We start from the raw sequence: 18,533 nt of genomic DNA, 5'->3' as shown, positions 1-18,533 counted from the left end.
GTTTGTGTCAATCCGAAGATCAAAGTTGACGCAAATCTCTTGATCACCGGGGACAGTGGGGGCGGGGACGCGGGGACGCGGGACGGGGACAGGGGGAGGGTGGGAAGAGGGGGACAGGGGGAGCGGGTCAGGAGAAGAGGCCTCGGCGTTGGAGGGACTGGCGGAGCCAGCCGTCGAGCTGAGCGGCCCAGTCGGTGCGGTCGGCGGTGGCGTGGTCGACGGTGAACCGGCCGAAGGCGTCCCGACCCTCGGTGAACAGGCCACCCCGCTTGTCCATCTCCAGCACCACCTGCACCTGGTGCGGGTCGGTGACGAAGGTGACCTCCAGCTGGTTGATCGCCCCGGCGTACTGCGGCGCGGGGTAGAACTCGATCTCCTGGTAGAACGGCAGGCTCTGCCGTACGCCATAGATGTGGCCGCGCTCGACGTCGGCGCGGGCGAACCGGAAGCCCAGCCGCAGCAGCGCCTCCAGCAGCCGCTCCTGCGCCGGCAGCGGGTGCACCGACACCGCGTCCAGGTCACCCTTGTCGACCGCGCGGGCCACCTCCAGCTCGGTGCGCAGCCCCATCGTCATCCCGTGCAGCCGGTGGCCGTACAGGTCGGTCAGCGGGGTCTCCCACGGCACGGCGAACCGGAACGGGATGTCGTACCGCTGCCCGGCCTCCAGCCGGAAGGGGCCGGTGACCTGCTGCCGGGCGAACTCCTGGGTGGTCTCGTACTCGGAGTCGGCACTCTCCACCTCGACCCGGGTGACCAGACCGAGCGCCACGTACTCGATGTCGGTGGCGTGGTCGCCGCCGGCCACGTGCACCCGCCCCTCCAGCACCCCGCCCGGACGGCAGTTCGGATTGGCGAGCACGGTCTCCACCGACGGACCGCCCACCCCCATCGACTGCATGAGCCGCTTGAAGACCACCACGTCCTCCATTGCCTGTTCAGGGCCGACCCTGATGGTCGACCGCTGGCACGGTAGCCGGAGCTGGCAAGACCGCCGACGGCCCACCCCGCATCCGACCGGATTGCTGTCGGTTCCCCGATCGCCTCACCCCCGTTTCACGTCCCGGTTGGAAAGCTGTGCATCACCGGGGCCGATGGCACCGGTAGGCGACACCGAAAGCGGACACGGGGAGACACAGAGATGGCCCTGCAGATGATCGATAACCAGACGCGCCCGGCCACCACCATCGACGCCGAGCACGGCACCGACGCCCTCACCGACCTGGACGCCACCGACGAGCGCGGGGTCTCCACCGACCTGGTCCGGGCCTACCTCAACGGGATCGGCCGGACGAAGCTGCTCACCGCGGCCCAGGAGGTGGAGCTGGCCAAACGGATCGAGGCCGGGCTGTTCGCCGAGGAGAAGCTGTCGACGTGCACCCCCGTCTCCGGCGACCTGCACGCCGACCTGACCCTGATCGCCCGCGAGGGCCGCGCCGCCAAGGACCACCTGCTGGAGGCGAACCTGCGGCTGGTGGTCAGCATCGCCAAGCGGTACACCGGGCGCGGGATGGCCTTCCTCGACCTGATCCAGGAGGGCAACCTCGGCCTGATCCGCGCGGTCGAGAAGTTCGACTACGCCAAGGGTTACAAGTTCTCCACGTACGCCACCTGGTGGATCCGGCAGGCGATCACCCGGGCGATGGCCGACCAGGCCCGCACCATCCGCATCCCGGTGCATATGGTCGAGCAGGTCAACCGGATGGTCCGGGTCCGCCGGGAGCTGTCGGTCAAGCTGGGCCGCGAGCCCGTCGTGTCCGAGGTGGCGCGGGCGATGGAGATCCCCGAGTTCCAGGTCATCGAGCTGATCTCGTACGACCGGGAGCCGGTCAGCCTCGACCAGGCCGTCGGCGAGGACGGCGAGAGCGCGCTCGGTGACTTCGTCGCCGCGGTGGACCCGCGCACCGAGCCGGGCGAAGCCGCCGCCAACGGCGAACTGCGCAACGAGGTACGCATCGTGCTGGCCACCCTGTCCCAGCGGGAGCAGGCGGTGATCCGGCTCCGGTTCGGCCTCGACGACGGCCGGCAGCGCACCCTCGACGAGGTGGGCAAGGAGTTCGGCCTGTCCCGGGAGCGGATCCGGCAGATCGAGAAGGTCACCCTGCTCAAGCTGCGCGACCCGGAGCGGGCGCAGCGGCTGGAGGCGTACGCCTGCTGAGCGCGACGGTGACGGTGCAGGCCCCTGGCGGTTCGCCGGGGGCCTGCCGCCTGTCCGGGGTGGCCCGCCGGTCGGTGACCGGGCCGGCTCACACCGGATGCCCGACGGCCCGCCGGGAGCCGCCGCGGGCGTCGGCCGGTCGGGTGCGGCGGTGCCGGCACCGGTCAGAGCCGGCGCGGGCCGGTGTCCGGGCGGTCGTCCGCCGTGCCGACCCCCACCGAGGCGTGCAGCACCGCGATGCCGTCCGGCCGGGCCAGCACCGGGTTGAGGGTGAGCGACCGCACCCGGGGCTGCTCGTCGGCGAGCCGGCCCACCCGCAGCAGCAGCTCGGCCAGGGCCGCCCGGTCGACCTCGGCGGCACCCCGGTGCCCGCGCAGCAGCGGCGCGGCCCGTGGCTCGTCGACCAGCTCGGCGGCGTCCCGGTCGGTCAGCGGCACCGCCCGCCAGGCCCGGTCACCGAGCAGCTCGGTGGCGACGCCACCCAGCCCGAAGCCGACCACCGGCCCGAACGCCGGGTCCTCGCGCAGCTCCACCACGCAGGCCACCCCCGGCGGCACCATCGGCTGCACCAGGACGTCCGCGCCGAAGGCCGCCGTCAGCTCCGCGTACGCCCGGCGCAGCGCGACCGGGTCGGCCAGGTCGAGGCGGACGGCGCCCAGGTCGAGGCGGTGCCGCAGGCCGGGCGCGGCGGCCTTCAACGCCACCGGCCAACCCCACCGCGCGGCGGCGGCGAGCGCCTCGTCGAGGGTGCCGGCCGGCGTCGACCCGACCACCTCGACGCCGTACGCGGCGAGCAGCGCGACCGGGTCGGCGGCGTCACCGCGCAGCGCCGCCTGCCCGGCGGACCGGTCCGTGCCGGGCAGCTCGGGCAGCGTGCCCGGATCCCGGCGCAGCCACTGCGCGTACCGGCTGACCCGGCCCAGCGCCCGGACGGCCTCCTCCACGCTCGGGTACGCGGGCAGCCCGGCCGGCACCCGGCCGGCGAGGAAGGTCGCCACGGTCGGCTTGCCCCCGGCCAGGACCGCCGGTAGGGCGGCGGTGAAGTCCGCCTCCTCCACGGTGAGCTGACCCGGCAGCGGCGGGGCGAAGACCGCCACCAGCGCGTCCACCCGGTCGTCGGCGGCGGCGCCGGCCAGCGCGGCGGTGAACTCGGCGGCACCGGCGTGCGGGCCGACGTCGCGGGGGTAGCCGGCGGCGACGGTGAGGCCCTGCCCGGCGCAGGCGGTGGCGGCCAGGCCGGTCAGCGCCGAGGAGTTGCCGACCACCCCGACCCGGGTGCCGGCCGGCAGCGGCTGGTCGGCCAGCAGCACCCCGACGTCGAGCAGCTCGGCGACGGTGTCCACCCGGATCACCCCGGACTGGGCGAACAGCGCGCTGACGGCGGCCTCGTCGAGCGCCCTGCCGGCACCGGGGCCGGTCGGGCGGGCCAGCGGGGCCAGCGCCACCACCGGTTTGTCCCGGCCGATCCGGCGGGCCAGCCGGGCGAACTTGCGCGGATTGCCGAAGGTCTCCAGGTAGAGCAGGATCACGTCGGTGCCGGGGTCGTCCTGCCAGTACTGGAGCAGGTCGTTGCCGGAGACGTCGGCCCGGTTGCCGGCCGACACGAAACTGGACAGGCCCAGCCCCCGGCGCTGCGCCTCGGCCAGCAGGGCCACCCCGAACGCGCCGGACTGGCTGAAGAAGCCCACCCGCCCGAGGGCCGGCAGCACCGGGGCCAGGGTGGCGTTGAGGCGTACCCGCCCGTCGGCGTTCGCCACCCCCAGGCAGTTCGGGCCGACCACCCGCATCCCGGCGGCGTGTGCCGCCCGGACCAGCGTCCGCTGGGCCGCCGCGCCCGCCGGCCCGGCCTCGGCGAAACCGGCGGAGACGACCACCAGGCCGTGTACGCCGGCGGCGGCGGCGTCGGCCACCACCGTCGGCGTCGCGTCGGGGGGCACCGCGACGACCGCCAGGTCGACGTCCACCCCCGCGTCGGCCGCCGACGGGTACGCGGGCAGCCCGGCCACCGTGCGTGCGCCCGGGTGCACCGGCACGATCGCCCCCCGGTAACCGCCGTCGCGCAGGTGCCCGAGCAGCGCCGCGCCGACCCCCTGACCGGTGGCGCTGGCCCCGTAGACGGCCACCCCGCGCGGGGCGAGCAGCCGGGCGATGGACCGCGCCTCGGTGCGGTGCTCGCGGCCGCGCTGCACCGCCAGGGTGGCCTCGGTCGGCGCGATCGGGAAGGTCAGGTGCACCACCCCGTCGGCGAACTGGCGCTGCACCTGGTAACCGAAGTCGGCGAAGACCCGCAGCATCGCGCCGTTGGTGGGCAGCACCTCGGCGACGAAGTGCCCGATGCCGGCCCGGCGGGCCGCGTCGGCCAGGTGTTCCAGCAGCACCGGACCGATCCCCCGGCCCTGGTGGGCGTCCTCCACCACGAACGCCACCTCGGCTTCGGGGGCCGCCGGCCCCAGCCGCTCGTACCGGCCGACGGCGATGATCCGGTCGCCGGCCAGCACCACGAACGCCTCCCGGTCCCGGTGGTCGACGGTGACGAACCGGTGCAGGTCCCGCTCCGGAATGCGTGGGTAGGGCGAGAAGTAACGCAGGTAGCGGGTGCGTTCCGAGAACCGCCCGTGCATGGCGACGATCTCCGGGGCGTCCTGCGGCCGGATCGGCCGCAGGCCGACGGTGCTGCCGTCGCTGAGCAGCACGTCCACCGGTTGGTCGACAGTGGTCACCGGCCCCTCCCCAGGTCCCCCGCTCAGTCGCGCGGATCGTACGGGTCCAGCCCGAGCAGCGGGAACACCGCCTTGCGGGTGGCCGCCACCGCCCGGTCCACCGAGTTCGGCTCCCCGGTCGGCTGCCACGGCTGGTGTTCCGGGTCGACGTCGTCGGTCATCCGCAGCGGGACGTCCCGGCCGGGGCGTCGCTGGGCGGCCAGCGCACGCCAGCCGGGCGGGGTGAGGGTGGCCGGGTCGAGCGGGTCGCCGGTGGCCACCGCCAGCAGGTGGGTCCAGGCCCGGGGAACCACCTCCACCAGGGCGTACCCGCCGCCGCCGGTGGCCACCCAGCGGCCGTCGCACAGCTCGTCGGCGAGCGCCCGCAACGCCAGGTAGGTGGCCCGTTGCCCGTCCACCGACAGGTGCAGGTCGGCCAGCGGGTCCATCCGGTGCCCGTCGGCGCCGCACTGGGTGAGCAGGATCTGCGGCCGGAACGCGCGCAGCACCGACGGCACGATCGCGTGGAAGGCCCGCTGCCAGCCGGCGTCGTCGGTGCCCGGGGGCAGCGGCACGTTGACGGCGCTGCCCTGCGCCCCCGGGCCGCCGGTCTCGTCGGGGAACCCGGTGCCGGGGAAGAGCGCCAGCGGGGTCTCGTGCAGGCTCACCGTGAGCACCCGAGGGTCGTGGTAGAAGACCTCCTGCACGCCGTCGCCGTGGTGCACGTCCACGTCGACGTAGGCGACCCGCTCCGCGCCCAGGTCCAGCAGCCGGGCGATGGCCACCGCCGGGTCGTTGTAGACACAGAACCCGGCGGCCCGGTCGGGCATGGCGTGGTGCAGCCCACCGGCCACGTTGACCGCCCGCCGGGCCTCGCCCCGCCAGACCGCCTCGGCGGCGGTCACGCTCGCCCCGGCGATCAGCGCGCTCGACTCGTGCATCCCGTCGAAGACCGGATTGTCCGAGGTGCCCAGTCCGTAGCCGGCGAAGAGCGGGTCGCGGGGCGCGGCCCGTACCGCCGCCAGGTAGTCGGGCAGGTGCACCCGGGTGAGCGTCGCGTCGTCGGCCGGCTCGGGCCGCACCAGCCGGACCCCGGGGCGGTCCAGGACGCCCAGCTCCCGGGCCAGCGCCACGGTCAGCTCGACGCGGACCGGGTCAAGCGGGTGCTCCCCCATGTCGTAGTCCAGCAGGGACTCGTCCCACACCACCAGCGTGTCGTCCGACATGCGGTCATCGTCGCACGTGGGTCACCGGTCGCCCACCACACGCGCTGGTCAACCGGCTGGTGTCGGGCCGGTGGCCACCGGCCGGAACGGGTCGGCGACCCACCCGCTCCACGATCCGACATAGAGCGCGGCGTCCGTCCGACCGGCCAGGTGCAGGGCCAGCACCGTCTGCGCGGCGGTCACCCCCGAGCCGCAGTACGCCCCCACCGGCCGGTCGGCGCGCACCCCGGCGGCGGCGAACCGGTCCCGCAGGGCGGCGGCCGTCGGGAAGCGACCCTCGGTGACGTACTGCGTGGCGGGCAGGTTGACCGCGCCCGGCACGTGCCCGGCGACCGGATCGACCGGCTCGGACTCACCCCGGTAGCGGGGTGCGGCCCGGACGTCCAGCAGTGTCCCGTCGTCGGTCGCCGCGAGCCGGGCCGCGCCCGCGGCGTCCAGCACCGGCAGCGCACCCGGTCGGACGGTCACGTCGCCCGGCGGCGGGGCGGGCACCTCGGCGGTGCCGGGCAGCCCGGCGGCGAGCCAGCCCGGCCAGCCGCCGGCCAGCACCCGCACCGGCCGGTGCCCGGCCCAGCGCAGCGTCCACCAGGCGCGGGCGGCGGCCATCCCGTCGCCGCCGTCGTACACCACCACCGGGTGGCCGGCGCGGACGCCCGCGGCGCGCAGCGCGGCCTGGAGGGTGCCCGGGTCGGGCAATGGGTGCCGACCCGCCGCGCCGGGCGGACCGCACAGCTCGGTGTCCAGGTCGACGAAGACCGCGCCGGGCAGGTGACCTGCGGCGTAGTCCGCCCGGCCGGGTGGCCCGGCCAGCCGCCAGCGGACGTCCAGCAGGGTCGGCGGGTCGGGCTGGGCCAGCTCGGCGGCGAGCCGGTCCGGCTCGATCAGCGGGTCGTCGGTACCGGACATGACGCCCAGTCAACACCATCGGGGCGCTGAGCCCGCGATTCGCCGCGGGTCGACCTTCGTACGTCGAGGTAGCATCGACCACCGGGAGGCCGCTGACGTGAAGCACGACCTGGTCGACACGACTGAGTGCCAGGGTACCTCCACGAACGGGAGGCATCGATGAAGCACGATCTGGTTGACACGACCGAGATGTACCTGCGCACCATCCTCGAACTGGAGGAGGAGGGGGTGCCGCCACTGCGGGCCCGGATCGCCGAGCGGTTGCGGCAGAGCGGGCCGACCGTCAGCCAGACCGTGGCGCGGATGGAACGCGACGGGCTGCTCACCGTCGAGGGCGACCGGCACCTGGCGCTCACCGAGGCGGGCCGGGGCAGCGCGGTGTCCGTGATGCGCAAGCACCGGCTCGCCGAACTGCTGCTGGTCAACGTGATCGGGATGCCCTACGAGGAGGCCCACGAGGAGGCCTGCCGGTGGGAGCACGTGATGAGCGACGCGGTCGAGAAGCGGGTCTACGACCTGCTCAACCGCCCGACCCGTTCGCCGTACGGCAACCCGATCCCGGGCCTGGAGGAGCTGGGCTCGCCGGAGGCCGAGAGCACCGACACCACCGAGGCCGAACGGAACCTCGCCTTCCCCGGGCTCGCCGGCCAGGTGGTGGTCCGGCGGATCTGCGAGAGCGTGCAGACCGACGCCGACGTGCTGCGCCAACTGCACGCCGCCGGGGTCGACCCGGGCGCCACGGTCACCGTCGCCCAGGAACGCGACGGCGTGTTCATCGACCGCTCGGGCGAACGGGTCCGGCTGCCCCGCGAGGTCGCCTCCCGGGTCTTCGTCGCCGCCCACTGACGGCCCCGCACGCCGGTCCAGGGCAGCCCGGGCCGGGGCAGCGGCCCCGGACCGGTGGTCACAGCGACCGGGTGTCGAGCTTCCTGGCCAGGTCGACCAGGCGGCTGGCCACCGCACCGGCGGTCGCCCGGTCGTCGCCCGGCGGGCAGGTCCAGCGGAGCACGGCGAGCCGGTCCTCGGCGGCCAGCCAGCCGACCTCGGCCGTCGGCCCGTGCTTCGCGGCTTTCGGGCCGGTCCGCCGGTAGCCGGCCTGGCCCAGCTTCGTCACCTTCGTCGCCCCCTCGGGCAGCACGTCGGCGGTGAAGGTGGCCACGTCGATCGAGGTGTCGGTGACCGTCAGGGTCAGCTCCGGCCAACTGGCGTCGGTGGCCCGCACCACACAGGTGCGGGTGTCACCGCGCTCACTGGCAGCGGCCACATCGAACCGGACCTCGGTGTGCTCCTCGATCACCGCGAAGTCGAGCAGCCGGCACGCCCCGCCCGACGAGGCGGCCTCCACCTCGACCGCGGCCGGCTCCTCGGCCGGCAGCCGCACCGGATCGGCCTCCGCCGGGCCGCAACCCGTGGTCAACAGCACGGTCACCCCGGCCAACCAGATCCGCCCGTGCACGGGCACACCTCCGCGATCGTCGACGGGAAATCCGCCGATGTCCGTCGGAAACCGTACGGGTTGCCGCGGCCGGACGGAAGACCCCGACCGACCCGCCCCACCGCCGCCGGGCCGCAGTGGAGAGCACGGCACGGCCACGGTGACAGTGGCCCGGATCAGTCGTCGACGTACGGGCAGTGCCGGCAGCCGCGCCCGCAGCAGGTGCCGCGCCGGGCCAGGAAACCGGCGGTGAGGACGAAGAGCCCGGTGGCCGGGTCGGGATAGCCGGCCTCCCCGGCGGCGAGCGCGGCGGCGTGGGCGGCCAGGATCCGCGCCCGGTCGGGGCGCTCCGGCGACAGCCGGGACTGATGCGGCTCGGTCAGCGGCCGGTCCGCCAACGGACGTCGTTCCTCCCTCATCGCGGGGAGTCTACGGACCTGTCGTCCCGACCAGTGCCCCCGTGCAGGTCAGCCTGGGTGCGGGCGGGGTCGGTCGTGGCCCGGGCGGGGTGGATCCCGGCGCGGGCGGGGTGGATCGTGGCGTGGGCGGGGTCGGTCGTGGGGCCGGGCGGGTCAGCCGTGGTGCGGGCAGGGTCGGTCGAACCAGTGGGCCGCCTGGCCGTGCGAGCGCATCCAGGCCAGCGGCGTCCCGTCCAGGGCGAGCACGTTGTGCAGCGCCCCGTCGGGCGGGGGCGGCACGCCGTCCCAGCCGAGCACGTCGGCCGCCTCGGCGGACACCCAGTGACCGGGCATGGTGCCGATCAACTCCCGGAAGGCGGCCCGGCGCGGCGGCGGCACCTGGTAGAGCACGGAGGTGTGCAGGACCACCAGCGTCGCGCCGGCCGGTGCCCGCGCGGCCAACGCCGGGAGGTCGTCCACCAGGTCGCCACGGACCAGCTCCGGCGGGTCGGCGGCGGCCACGGCGGCCGCCGACCGCAGCCGGTCCCGGCGGTGGGCGTGCTCCGGCCAGATCAGCGCGTCGAGCCAGGCCACGTCGGCCGGGTCGGTGACGTCGAGCGGGTTCAGGTCCAGCCCGGCCCGCCACACCACCTGCGGGCGGACGGTCGGTGGGTCGGTGCCGGTCAGCGCACAGTCGAGGACCGGCTCGCCCGCGCCGAGCAGGTGGTCGCCGTAGCGGTAGGCGTACCGGTCGGGATAGAGGCAGAGGCCGGCGGACGCGCCGACCTCCAGCAGCGCCAGCGGCTGCGGCAGCGCGGCCAGCACCGGCAGCAGCGCCGCACACCGCCCGGCCTCGTTGGTCTGTACCGCCCGGGTGAGCATCGCGGCCCGTACGGTGGCCCAGTGCGCCACGGTGTGGGTGCGGAACGCGGCCGGATCGTCGACCGGGCCACCGAGCCAGCGGACCACGCCGAACAGCAGCTGCGGCTGCCGCCTGGCCGGGGGCAGGTCGTCCAGCAGCGCCAGCAACCCGTCGTCCCGGGCGACCGCGTGGGCCAGCCGCTCGTAGGTCGGGGAGACGCCGTGCGCCTCCCGGGTGGCGAACTCGACGTACCGGTCGGCGGTGGTCATGCCCCGATCATCCCCGCCGCGCCCCGGCGGCGCGGCCCCGCGCGGTGCCGCGCCGCGCCGCCCCGTCCGGCCGCCCCGCAGTGCCCGCCATCAGCTTGATCCACTCAACGGGGGCGAGGGAGCGGTGTCCGGGTGGGACCGATACCGCTACCTCGCCGCACGGGAGTGGATCATCGAGATCGGCACCGGTCGGGACGCGGGAGGGCCGGCGCCCGATCGGCGCCGGCCCTCCGTTCGACGGGTACGTCAGCTGCAACCGCTGGTGGAGCCGCAGCCCTCGCAGACGTAGCAGCTACCGGCCGGGCGCATCTTCGTGCCGCAGGTGAAGCAGAGCGGCGCGTCGGCGGCCTTGCCGATCACGGCCTCCAGCAGTTCGGTGGAGGAGCCCACGGCCGGCGCCGGCTTGGCGGCGGCCACCTCGGCCAACTCCTGGGCCGGCTGGGCCAGCGGGCCGGTCTTCGGCTCGACCGCCTCGACCGGGGCCGAGGACGCCATCGCCGTCAGGTCGGTGCCGGCCACCTCCGCCTCGGCCTCGGCCCGCAGCTGTGCGGCCCGCTCCTGGGCGGTGAAGATGCCCAGCTCGGCACGGCGCTCGTAGGGCAGGAAGTCCAGCGCCAGGCGACGGAAGATGTAGTCCATCACCGAGGCCGCCATCCGCACGTCCGGGTCGTCGGTCATGCCGGCCGGCTCGAAGCGCATGTTGGTGAACTTGCTGACGTACGTCTCCAGCGGGACGCCGTACTGCAGGCCGATCGAGATGGCCACCGAGAAGGCGTCCATCACCCCGGCCAGGGTGGAACCCTGCTTGGACATCTTCAGGAAGACCTCGCCGAGGCCGTCGTCCGGGTAGGACGACGCGGTGAGGTAGCCCTCCGCGCCGCCGACGGAGAAGGAGACCGTCTCGGACGGACGCTTCTTCGGCAGCCGCTTGCGCACCGGGCGGTACTCGACGACCTTCTCCACGGCGGCCGGGGCGGGTGCCTCGACGACGGCCGGGGCGGCGGTCTTGTTCGGCTTGGCCACCGACAGCGGCTGGCCGACCTTGCAGTTGTCCCGGTAGATCGCCAGCGCCTTCAGGCCGAGCTTCCAGCCCTCGAAGTAGATCTTCTCGACGTCGGCGACGGTGGCCTGCTCCGGCATGTTGACCGTCTTGGAGATCGCGCCCGAGATGAACGGCTGGACGGCCGCCATCATCCGCACGTGGCCCATCGGGGCGATGGACCGCTCGCCCATCGCGCAGTCGAAGACCGGGTAGTGCTCCGGCTTGAGGCCCGGGGCGTCCACCACGTGACCGTGGTCGGCGATGTGCTCGACGATCGCCTCGACCTGCTCCTCGGGGTAGCCGAGACTGCGCAGCGCGCGGGGGACGGTCTGGTTGACGATCTGCATCGAGCCGCCGCCGACCAGCTTCTTGAACTTGACCAGCGCCAGGTCGGGCTCGACCCCGGTGGTGTCGCAGTCCATCATCAGGCCGATGGTGTTGTGGCTCACGAAGCCGGACGCCACGTAGGTGACGTTCGCCGGCACCGAGAGGTCGTAGGTCGGCTGGATGCCGCCGTCCTCGTTCGCCGCCACCGGCTCGAAGAGGTATCCGAGCGCGTGACCGAGCCGGTCGTCGCCGGTCTCGGCGAACAGCCGCATCGCCACCGCCCGGGGGACGCCCCCGGTCTTGCGCAACGACTGGACGACCGTGTTCCGCAACTCGTGCCCCACCGGCGCCAGCAGGTCCCACACTGCGCCGGGCAGGTGGATCCGGTCCCGGTTGCCGGTCTGGGTCGGCTCGACGACCAACTGCTGGGCCTTACGGTCACCGAGGAAACCGACGATCTCCTCGAACCCGACCGTGTGCTCCATGTTGCGCAGCCGGACCTGCCACACGTCCGAACCGAGGCCGCTCGTGGTACGTCGGGTGGTCGTGGCCATCCCCAGCGTCAGCAGCAGGGTACGCACCTCGGCGGCGAACGCCTCGGTGGACGTCGAGAGCGACGGTACGCCGGCTACCACCGTCCCGTCGGCTTCGAAGAGGCCGCGAAGGAACGCCGCGTACACGGTGACGTCGTTGGTCTCCAACAGCGCCGACGGCACCCGCGGTACCCAGCCCTTGCCGCTGTGGTCGCCGTGCGGCAGGGTCTTGGCGAACCCGGCCGCCCGCCACCACCTGGCGAGCCGCACCGACTGAAGGGTGACCTCCTGATAACCGGCCTGGGCCGCCACCACCGGCTCCAGGCCGAAGAGCCCCTTGCCGAGCACCCGGAGCCGCTCGACGACGTCCAGGTCGGTGTCGGCCACACAGAACCGGATGCCCTTGGCGTGCAGGCTGCCGTCGCCCATGAAGTAACCGACCAGCTCGGCCAGGTCCGCGTCGACCGAGTCGGGCACGTGCAACCGCCGGTCGTCGGTGTAGTACGCCTGGTCGAGCACCGGAAGCGGCACCCGCCTCGGCTCTCCCACCAGGGTGCCGAGCTGGACCGGCACGAGGTCACCCACGGCGACGTCCGCCATCCGCTTCCAGACCCACTCACCGGACTCCGGGTCGACGGCCTTGATCCGGTGGGCCAGGGTGCCCTGGATCCGGTAACCGCCCTCCGTGACCACCCGCCGGGTCGGCTCCTCGCCGTTGACGAAGAACTTCGTGGCCTGGCGGGCACCCTCGTCGGTGGAGACCTTCATGTCCAGGTCCTGCCAGCGGTCGCCGTACACGTCACCGATCTCGCCGAGCCGCGTCAGGCCCCGGTCGGTGGTGACCATCGTGTCGGCGGTGAGGCAGCCGGTCGGCGCGAGCACGCTGGCCTGCGAGTTGCGCCAGCCGTGCCGGTCACCGACCTTGTTGCCCTCGGTCCACTGCTTCGTCGCCTCCCGCAGGATGGCGGTGGCGACCGTGCCGGCCGGCCTGATCGCGTCGTTGGCGGCGGCGTGCTTGCGCATCACCCGCTTGTGCGGCTCGGCGTTGCGGGCGTAGCCCTCGTACGCCCCGACGACCCCGGCCAGCTCGGCCGAGCGGCGGTACGCGGTGCCGGTCATCAGCGAGGTGATCGCCGCGGCCACCGACCGGCCCTGCTCCGAGTCGTACGGCAGGCCGGAGGCCATCAGCAGCGCGCCCAGGTTGGCGTAGCCGATGCCGAGCTGCCGGTAGGCCCGGGTGGTCTCGCCGATCTTCTCGGTCGGGAAGTCGGCGAAGCAGATCGAGATGTCCATCGCGGTGATGACGAACTCGACGCTCTTGACGAACTTCTCCACCTCGAAGCCACCGTCGGCCTTGAGGAACTTCATCAAATTCAGCGAGGCCAGGTTGCACGAGGAGTTGTCCAGGTGCAGGTACTCCGAGCACGGGTTCGACGCGGTGATCCGGCCGGTCTCCGGGCAGGTGTGCCAGTCGTTGATGGTGTCGTCGTACTGCAGGCCGGGGTCGGCGCACTCCCAGGCGGCCTGGGCGATGGTGCGGAACAGTTTCTGCGCGTCGATGGTCTCGATGGTCTGCCCGTCGAGCCGGCCCCGCAGGTCGAAGCCGCCGCCGTTCTCCACCGCCGCCATGAACTCGTCGGAGACCCGGACCGAGTTGTTGGCGTTCTGGTACTGGACGCTGACGATGTCGGTGCCGCCGAGGTCCATGTCGAAGCCGGCGTCCCGCAGCGCGCGGATCTTGTCCTCCTCGCGCGCCTTGGTCGCCACGAACTCCTCGATGTCCGGGTGGTCGACGTCGAGGATGACCATCTTGGCCGCCCGCCGGGTGGCACCGCCGGACTTGATGGTGCCGGCGGAGGCGTCCGCGCCGCGCATGAAGCTGACCGGGCCGGAGGCGGTGCCGCCGGACGAGAGCAGCTCCTTCGAGGACCGGATCCGGGAGAGGTTGACCCCGGCGCCGGAGCCGCCCTGGAAGATCCGCCCCTCCTCCTTGTACCAGTCCAGGATGGAGTCCATCGAGTCGTCGACGGAAAGGATGAAACACGCACTGACCTGCGCCGGAGAGGGGGTGCCGACGTTGAACCAGACCGGCGAGTTGAAGCTGAACACCTGGTGCAGCAGCATCCAGGTCAGCTCGTGCCCGAAGACCTCCGCGTCGGCCGGGGTGGCGAAGTAGCCGTGCTGCTCCCCGGCGGCCCGGTAGGTCTTGACCACCCGGTCGATGAGCTGCTTGAGCGACCATTCGCGCTGTGGCGTCCCCACCGCCCCCCGGAAGTACTTGGTGGTGACGATGTTCGCCGCGTTGACGCTCCAGGACTCGGGGAACTCCACCCCGCGCTGCTCGAAGTTGATCGAGCCGTCCCGCCAGTTGGTCATGACGACGTCACGGCGCTCCCACGCCACCTCGTCGTACGGGTGCACGCCCTCGGTCGTCCAGACCCGCTGCACCCTGAGCCCCGTCACCGCGCCGTTCTTCGCCGCCCGCGACCGGCTTGTTGTCATGCCGTCCCCCGCCATCTCATCGGCCCCCTCGTCTGCGCGGCCGCCCGGCCGCGCGTCGTCACTGTCTGAATCGAAGTCTTCGCTGTCGGAAAAGCTGTCAGTCGGTACGGTGGGCCGCCCCGGCCGCATCGGCGCGGGCCTGCGCGGCGGCCCGGAGCGTCTCGATCTCCCGCTCGAAGTCGGCCAGTGAGTCGAACGAGCGGTAGACGCTGGCGAAGCGGAGGTAGGCCACCTCGTCCAGGTCGCGCAGCGGTCCCAGGATCGCCAGGCCCACGTCGTGGCTCGGCAGCTCGGCCGCCCCCTTGGCCCGGACGGTCTCCTCGACCTTCTGCGCCAGCAGGGCGATGGAGTCCTCGTCGACCGGTCGACCCTGACACGCCTTGCGTACCCCACCGATGATCTTGGTCCGGCTGAACGGCTCGGTCACCCCGCTGCGCTTGACCACCGCGAGCACCGCCTCCTCGACGGTGGTGAACCGCTTGCCGCACTCCGGGCAGGAGCGCCGCCGACGGATCAGCTGACCGTCGTCGGCCTCGCGCGAGTCGACCACCCGGGAGTCGGCGTGCCGGCAGTACGGACACCGCATCGCCCGACCTCCTTGATCGACCGGGGCACGCCACCCACCTCCGGGCACGCGTCGACCCGACGGAGCCGGCCCCGCCGGCCGTCGCCGTGATCGACGATACGGGAGTGCGGTGGGTAGTCGAACCCAACCTGTGGGCAACTTACGCCCGTGTGACTACTACATCTAGGGGTCGACCGTAGGCTTCCGGCCGAGTCGGGTCAAGTTGCCGGCGTGTCCGGCGCGTCACCTCCGGGCCGCCCGGCGAGCCGGTCACCCACCGGCGCCGACAGCCCGCCCGAGAGCCGGCCACCCACCGGCGCCGACAGCCCAACCGACCGGATCACCGGGAGGTTACCGACCGTCCGGACAGGTCCGGTGGAACGGATGACCCACCCGGACACCGCCGACCGGTCGAACACAGGTTCGACGAGGACGTACGATCTAGCAGAAACAGACGTCCGACGCGCCCACTTCTCCACCCGACACGCCGGGCCGCGTCGAACAGATGTTTGAAAATGACCGATCTCACCTATACGGTCATGAACGACCGGGCACGGCGCACCACGTCGGTCCGGCACCGCGACACCCCGCACGCACCACGAGCCGCCAAGGCACCCAGCGCCGACCAGGGAGGACGGACGTGACCGAGGACCGGGCCAGCCGGCAGAAGAACCCGCAGCCGATCGCCGAGGCGGGTCCGCCGGCCACTCGACGCCCCCGCGCCGCCCGCAGCCGGACCGGCCAGCCGGCCGTACGCCCGGTCACCCCGGTGGTCAGCGGCTTCCCCGACCCGGCCGCCGTCGACCTCACCGCCCGGCAGCGCCGCATCCTGGAGTTCATCCGCAGCTGGGTGGAGCGGCACGGCTACCCGCCGAGCGTCCGCGAGATCGGCGAGGCGGTCGGCCTGGTCTCCCCGTCGAGCGTCGCCTACCAGCTCAAGGAGCTGGAGAAGAAGGGCTTCCTGCGGCGCGACCCCAACCGTCCCCGGGCCGTCGACGTCCGTGCCCCCGGCGACGTCGACGACGAGCTGAGCCGCGCCCAGCGCCCCACCCCCGCGTACGTGCCGATGCTCGGCCGGATCGCCGCCGGTGGCCCCATCCTGGCCGAGCAGGCGGTGGAGGACGTCTTCCCGCTCCCCCGCGAGCTGGTGGGTGAGGGCGAGGTCTTCATGCTCCAGGTCAAGGGCGACTCGATGCTCGACGCGGCGATCTGCGACGGCGACTGGGTGGTGGTCCGGCAGCAGCCGATCGCCGAGGCCGGGGACATCGTGGCCGCCATGCTCGACGGTGAGGCGACCGTCAAGACCTACCGCCGGCGCAACGGTCACGTCTGGTTGATGCCGCAGAACCCGGCCTTCGATCCGATCCCCGGCGACGACGCCACCATCATGGGTCGGGTCGTGGCGGTGCTCCGGCGGATCTGACCCGTCCCGCGCCGGCCGCCTCCGACCGGGGCGGCCGACGCTGTCGTCCCGCGCCGGCCGCCACCCCGGAGATCGCGGCCGAACTGCGGAGCCGGTGGCTTCCGCCGCCGGCCGGGCCCTGCGCAGCCGGTAGCGTCCGCGCCGCTGCCGTCGAACTGCGGAGTCAGTAGCGTTCGCCGCCGCGGCCGGGCGGCGGACCGTACTGGCCGCCCCGCCGGTCGTCGTGGCCGCCGTCACGGCGCGGACCGGAGCGCGGCTCGCGGGGACCACCCTCGCGGCGCGGCGGTTCGGCCCGCCCGCCGCCGTAGCCGCCGGCCCCGTCGCGCCCACCAGCCGGAGCACCACCACGGCCCCGACCCCCCGCGGGCCCCCCACGCCCGCCCGCCGGGGCGCCACCGCGCGGATCCGCCGGGGCACCACCGCGTCCACCCGCCGGGGCACCGCCATGCGGGCCAGCCGGGGCAGCGCCGCGCCCACCAGCGGGGGCACCGCCGCGTCCACCAGCCGGAGCGCCGCCGCGTGGGCCGGCCGGGGCACCGCCGCGCGGGTCACCGCCCGCCGGCACGCCGCCCCGGATGGCACCCCGTGGCGCCGCACCGCGCGGACCGGCACCGTTGACCGGTGGGCCGCCGGCCGGGGCCGCACCGTAGACCGCGCCACCGCCGGGACGACCGCCACCGTAGACACCGCCACCCGACGGCCGTCCGCCACCCGACGGGTTGGCACCTCCCGGACCGCCGGGGGAAGCCGTTCCCGGCGCGGCCGGGGGTCGGCCACCGCCGTAGACGGCACCACCCGCAGGTCGGGCCGGTGGGCCGCCGGCCGGCGCCGGAGCGCCGTAGACGCCACCGCCACGCGGCCGTTCCCCGGCCGGCTCGGCACCCCGGGCGGGCACACCCGCCGGGAAACCCTCCGCCCGGGACACCGCACCGGAGGTGACGACCGCGTCGTCGGGGTCGTCCGCGTCGTCGCCGGCCGCCGCGGCCCGCCGACGGGACCGGACGATCCCGATGATGCCGGCCCCGACCAGCACCGCGCCGACCGCGCCGACCGCGCCGATCAGGTAGGTGATCTGGTCCAGGCTGAGCTTGTCGTACCAGGACTGCCCGGCCGCCGGCTTGGCCCCCGCCGCGCCCTCGACCGTCTCGGCGCCCTTGGTGGAGGGGGTGTAACCGAGGATGTCGATCGGGTCCTCCGGGGAGAGTTCCCCGCCGTCCGAGACGGTGACGAAGCCGGTGCCGTCCGGGGTGTACGCGATGGCCTCGCCGAACGGGTCGGCCAGCGGGGTGACCCGGGGCTTGCTGGTGGTCAGCGCGGCCACGATGTCGTCGCCGCTGACGTCGTACTCGAAGGCGTCGGCGTAGGTGCGCAGCACCACCCGGCTGCCGTCCGGCGACCGGGCCGCCCCGGTGATCGCCACCCGGCCGATGATGTTCAGCGGGTTGTCGGTGGTGGTCTTGGGCAGGGTGATCTCGCCGACCTTCTTCATCGGCACCGGCTCGGTGTTGCCGTCCGGGTCGAGCTTGGCCTCCGGGGTGAAGATCTCCGCCTTGCCGCTGGGCACCTTGGTGATCACCAGGGGCAGGCCGTCCGCGCCGACCAGCAGCGCCTCGGCGTCGTGCGGCTTGCGCTCCGGGTACGACAGCCGGTGCAGCACCGGCTGCTTCGACCCGCTGACCGGCATCGTCCAGACCGCGACCCGGGTACGCCGTTCCCGGCTGGTGACGTTGTCCCCGGTGTCGGCGATCCAGAGGGTCTTGCCGTCCGGTGAGAGGGCCAGGTCCTCGGTGTCGAACGGGCCGTCACCGGAGTACTTCACCGGCTCCTTGGCGATCTTGCACTTGGTGTCCAGGAAGAAGACCCGCTTGCGACTCTCCTCGAGGGTGCCGTCGTTGATCACGATGTAGCCGGTCTTCGTGGCGACCAGCCCGGACAGCTCGCGCAGCCGCTCGTCGGTGATCGTGCACTTCTTCTTGCCGGCGACCGCGGCGGCGACCGGGGGCACCGCGACCGGAACCCCGGCGGCGACCGGGGCCACCGCGACCGGGGCCACCGCGACCGGAACCCCGGCGGCGACCGGAAGCGTGGCGGACGGTCCCGCCCCGAGCGGGGCGGCTGAGGCCGGTGCCGCCCCGGCGGCAGCAGCGGACGCCACGGCCGCGCCCAACAGGGCGAGGGCAACCGTGACCGA

General features: G+C 73.9%; 12 protein-coding genes and 3 pseudogenes. 3 read left to right on the top strand and 12 right to left on the bottom strand.

Translation table 11 applies throughout. The annotated features are described in order from the left end of the window. Nucleotides 1–127 precede the first annotated feature (127 nt). The gene (locus tag O7625_RS15650) at nucleotides 128–916 is read right to left on the bottom strand and encodes a sporulation protein (protein WP_089004299.1); all 789 of its coding nucleotides are present in this window, start codon (nucleotides 914–916) and stop codon (nucleotides 128–130) included. 234 nt (nucleotides 917–1,150) lie between these two features. Between O7625_RS15650 and sigB the strand changes: the two genes are divergently transcribed. Beyond that, complete coding sequence (gene sigB / locus O7625_RS15645; RefSeq protein ID WP_282346962.1) at nucleotides 1,151–2,155, top strand: RNA polymerase sigma factor SigB; 1,005 nt, start codon at nucleotides 1,151–1,153, stop codon at nucleotides 2,153–2,155. A 164-nt stretch (nucleotides 2,156–2,319) separates the two neighbouring features. On the opposite strand, the gene O7625_RS15640 is transcribed toward sigB, so the two are convergent. Genes O7625_RS15640 through O7625_RS15630 form a run of 3 tightly spaced genes read right to left on the bottom strand, consistent with a single transcriptional unit; the run spans nucleotide 2,320 to nucleotide 6,986 of the window. Further along, entirely contained in the window at nucleotides 2,320–4,875 is a 2,556-nt protein-coding gene (locus O7625_RS15640; RefSeq protein ID WP_282346717.1) for a bifunctional GNAT family N-acetyltransferase/acetate--CoA ligase family protein, read from the bottom strand. A gap of 23 nt (nucleotides 4,876–4,898) precedes the next feature. Beyond that, a complete protein-coding gene (locus O7625_RS15635; RefSeq protein WP_067313780.1) occupies nucleotides 4,899–6,080 on the bottom strand; it encodes an acetoin utilization protein AcuC in 1,182 nt (393 codons plus the stop codon). 48 nt (nucleotides 6,081–6,128) lie between these two features. Beyond that, a complete protein-coding gene (locus O7625_RS15630) occupies nucleotides 6,129–6,986 on the bottom strand; it encodes a sulfurtransferase (protein ID WP_282346716.1) in 858 nt (285 codons plus the stop codon). Between the two features lie 159 nt (nucleotides 6,987–7,145). Between O7625_RS15630 and O7625_RS15625 the strand changes: the two genes are divergently transcribed. Further along, nucleotides 7,146–7,832, top strand: coding sequence for a metal-dependent transcriptional regulator (locus O7625_RS15625; RefSeq protein WP_282346715.1), 687 nt, complete (start codon nucleotides 7,146–7,148; stop codon nucleotides 7,830–7,832). A gap of 58 nt (nucleotides 7,833–7,890) precedes the next feature. On the opposite strand, the gene O7625_RS15620 is transcribed toward O7625_RS15625, so the two are convergent. From O7625_RS15620 to nrdR, 7 genes and pseudogenes are all read right to left on the bottom strand, one after another. Then, the gene (locus O7625_RS15620) at nucleotides 7,891–8,442 is read right to left on the bottom strand and encodes a hypothetical protein (RefSeq protein WP_282346714.1); all 552 of its coding nucleotides are present in this window, start codon (nucleotides 8,440–8,442) and stop codon (nucleotides 7,891–7,893) included. 155 nt (nucleotides 8,443–8,597) lie between these two features. Further along, entirely contained in the window at nucleotides 8,598–8,840 is a 243-nt protein-coding gene (locus tag O7625_RS15615) for a DUF5522 domain-containing protein (RefSeq protein WP_282346713.1), read from the bottom strand. A 153-nt stretch (nucleotides 8,841–8,993) separates the two neighbouring features. Beyond that, nucleotides 8,994–9,950: a DUF2332 domain-containing protein gene (locus tag O7625_RS15610; protein WP_282346711.1), complete on the bottom strand. Its 957-nt coding sequence runs from the start codon at nucleotides 9,948–9,950 to the stop codon at nucleotides 8,994–8,996. 246 nt (nucleotides 9,951–10,196) lie between these two features. Further along, a pseudogene (locus O7625_RS30275) lies at nucleotides 10,197–11,522 on the bottom strand (vitamin B12-dependent ribonucleotide reductase); the annotation flags it as partial. A 258-nt stretch (nucleotides 11,523–11,780) separates the two neighbouring features. Then, nucleotides 11,781–12,281, bottom strand: a pseudogene (locus O7625_RS30270) (LAGLIDADG family homing endonuclease); the annotation flags it as partial. 435 nt (nucleotides 12,282–12,716) lie between these two features. After that, a pseudogene (locus O7625_RS30265) lies at nucleotides 12,717–14,369 on the bottom strand (vitamin B12-dependent ribonucleotide reductase); the annotation flags it as partial. A gap of 82 nt (nucleotides 14,370–14,451) precedes the next feature. Continuing rightward, the gene (gene nrdR / locus O7625_RS15600) at nucleotides 14,452–14,940 is read right to left on the bottom strand and encodes a transcriptional regulator NrdR (protein ID WP_067313767.1); all 489 of its coding nucleotides are present in this window, start codon (nucleotides 14,938–14,940) and stop codon (nucleotides 14,452–14,454) included. Between the two features lie 619 nt (nucleotides 14,941–15,559). Between nrdR and lexA the strand changes: the two genes are divergently transcribed. Next, a complete protein-coding gene (gene lexA, locus O7625_RS15595) occupies nucleotides 15,560–16,342 on the top strand; it encodes a transcriptional repressor LexA (protein WP_282346710.1) in 783 nt (260 codons plus the stop codon). 163 nt (nucleotides 16,343–16,505) lie between these two features. Here lexA and O7625_RS15590 read toward each other — a convergent pair whose 3' ends face one another. Continuing rightward, the gene (locus O7625_RS15590; protein WP_282346960.1) at nucleotides 16,506–18,380 is read right to left on the bottom strand and encodes a hypothetical protein; all 1,875 of its coding nucleotides are present in this window, start codon (nucleotides 18,378–18,380) and stop codon (nucleotides 16,506–16,508) included. Nucleotides 18,381–18,533: the final 153 nt, after the last annotated feature.

The sequence above is a fragment of the Micromonospora sp. WMMD714 genome, assembly GCF_029581315.1.
Taxonomy (GTDB): domain Bacteria; phylum Actinomycetota; class Actinomycetes; order Mycobacteriales; family Micromonosporaceae; genus Micromonospora; species Micromonospora rifamycinica.
This window is presented reverse-complemented; position numbering and strand designations above follow the sequence as displayed.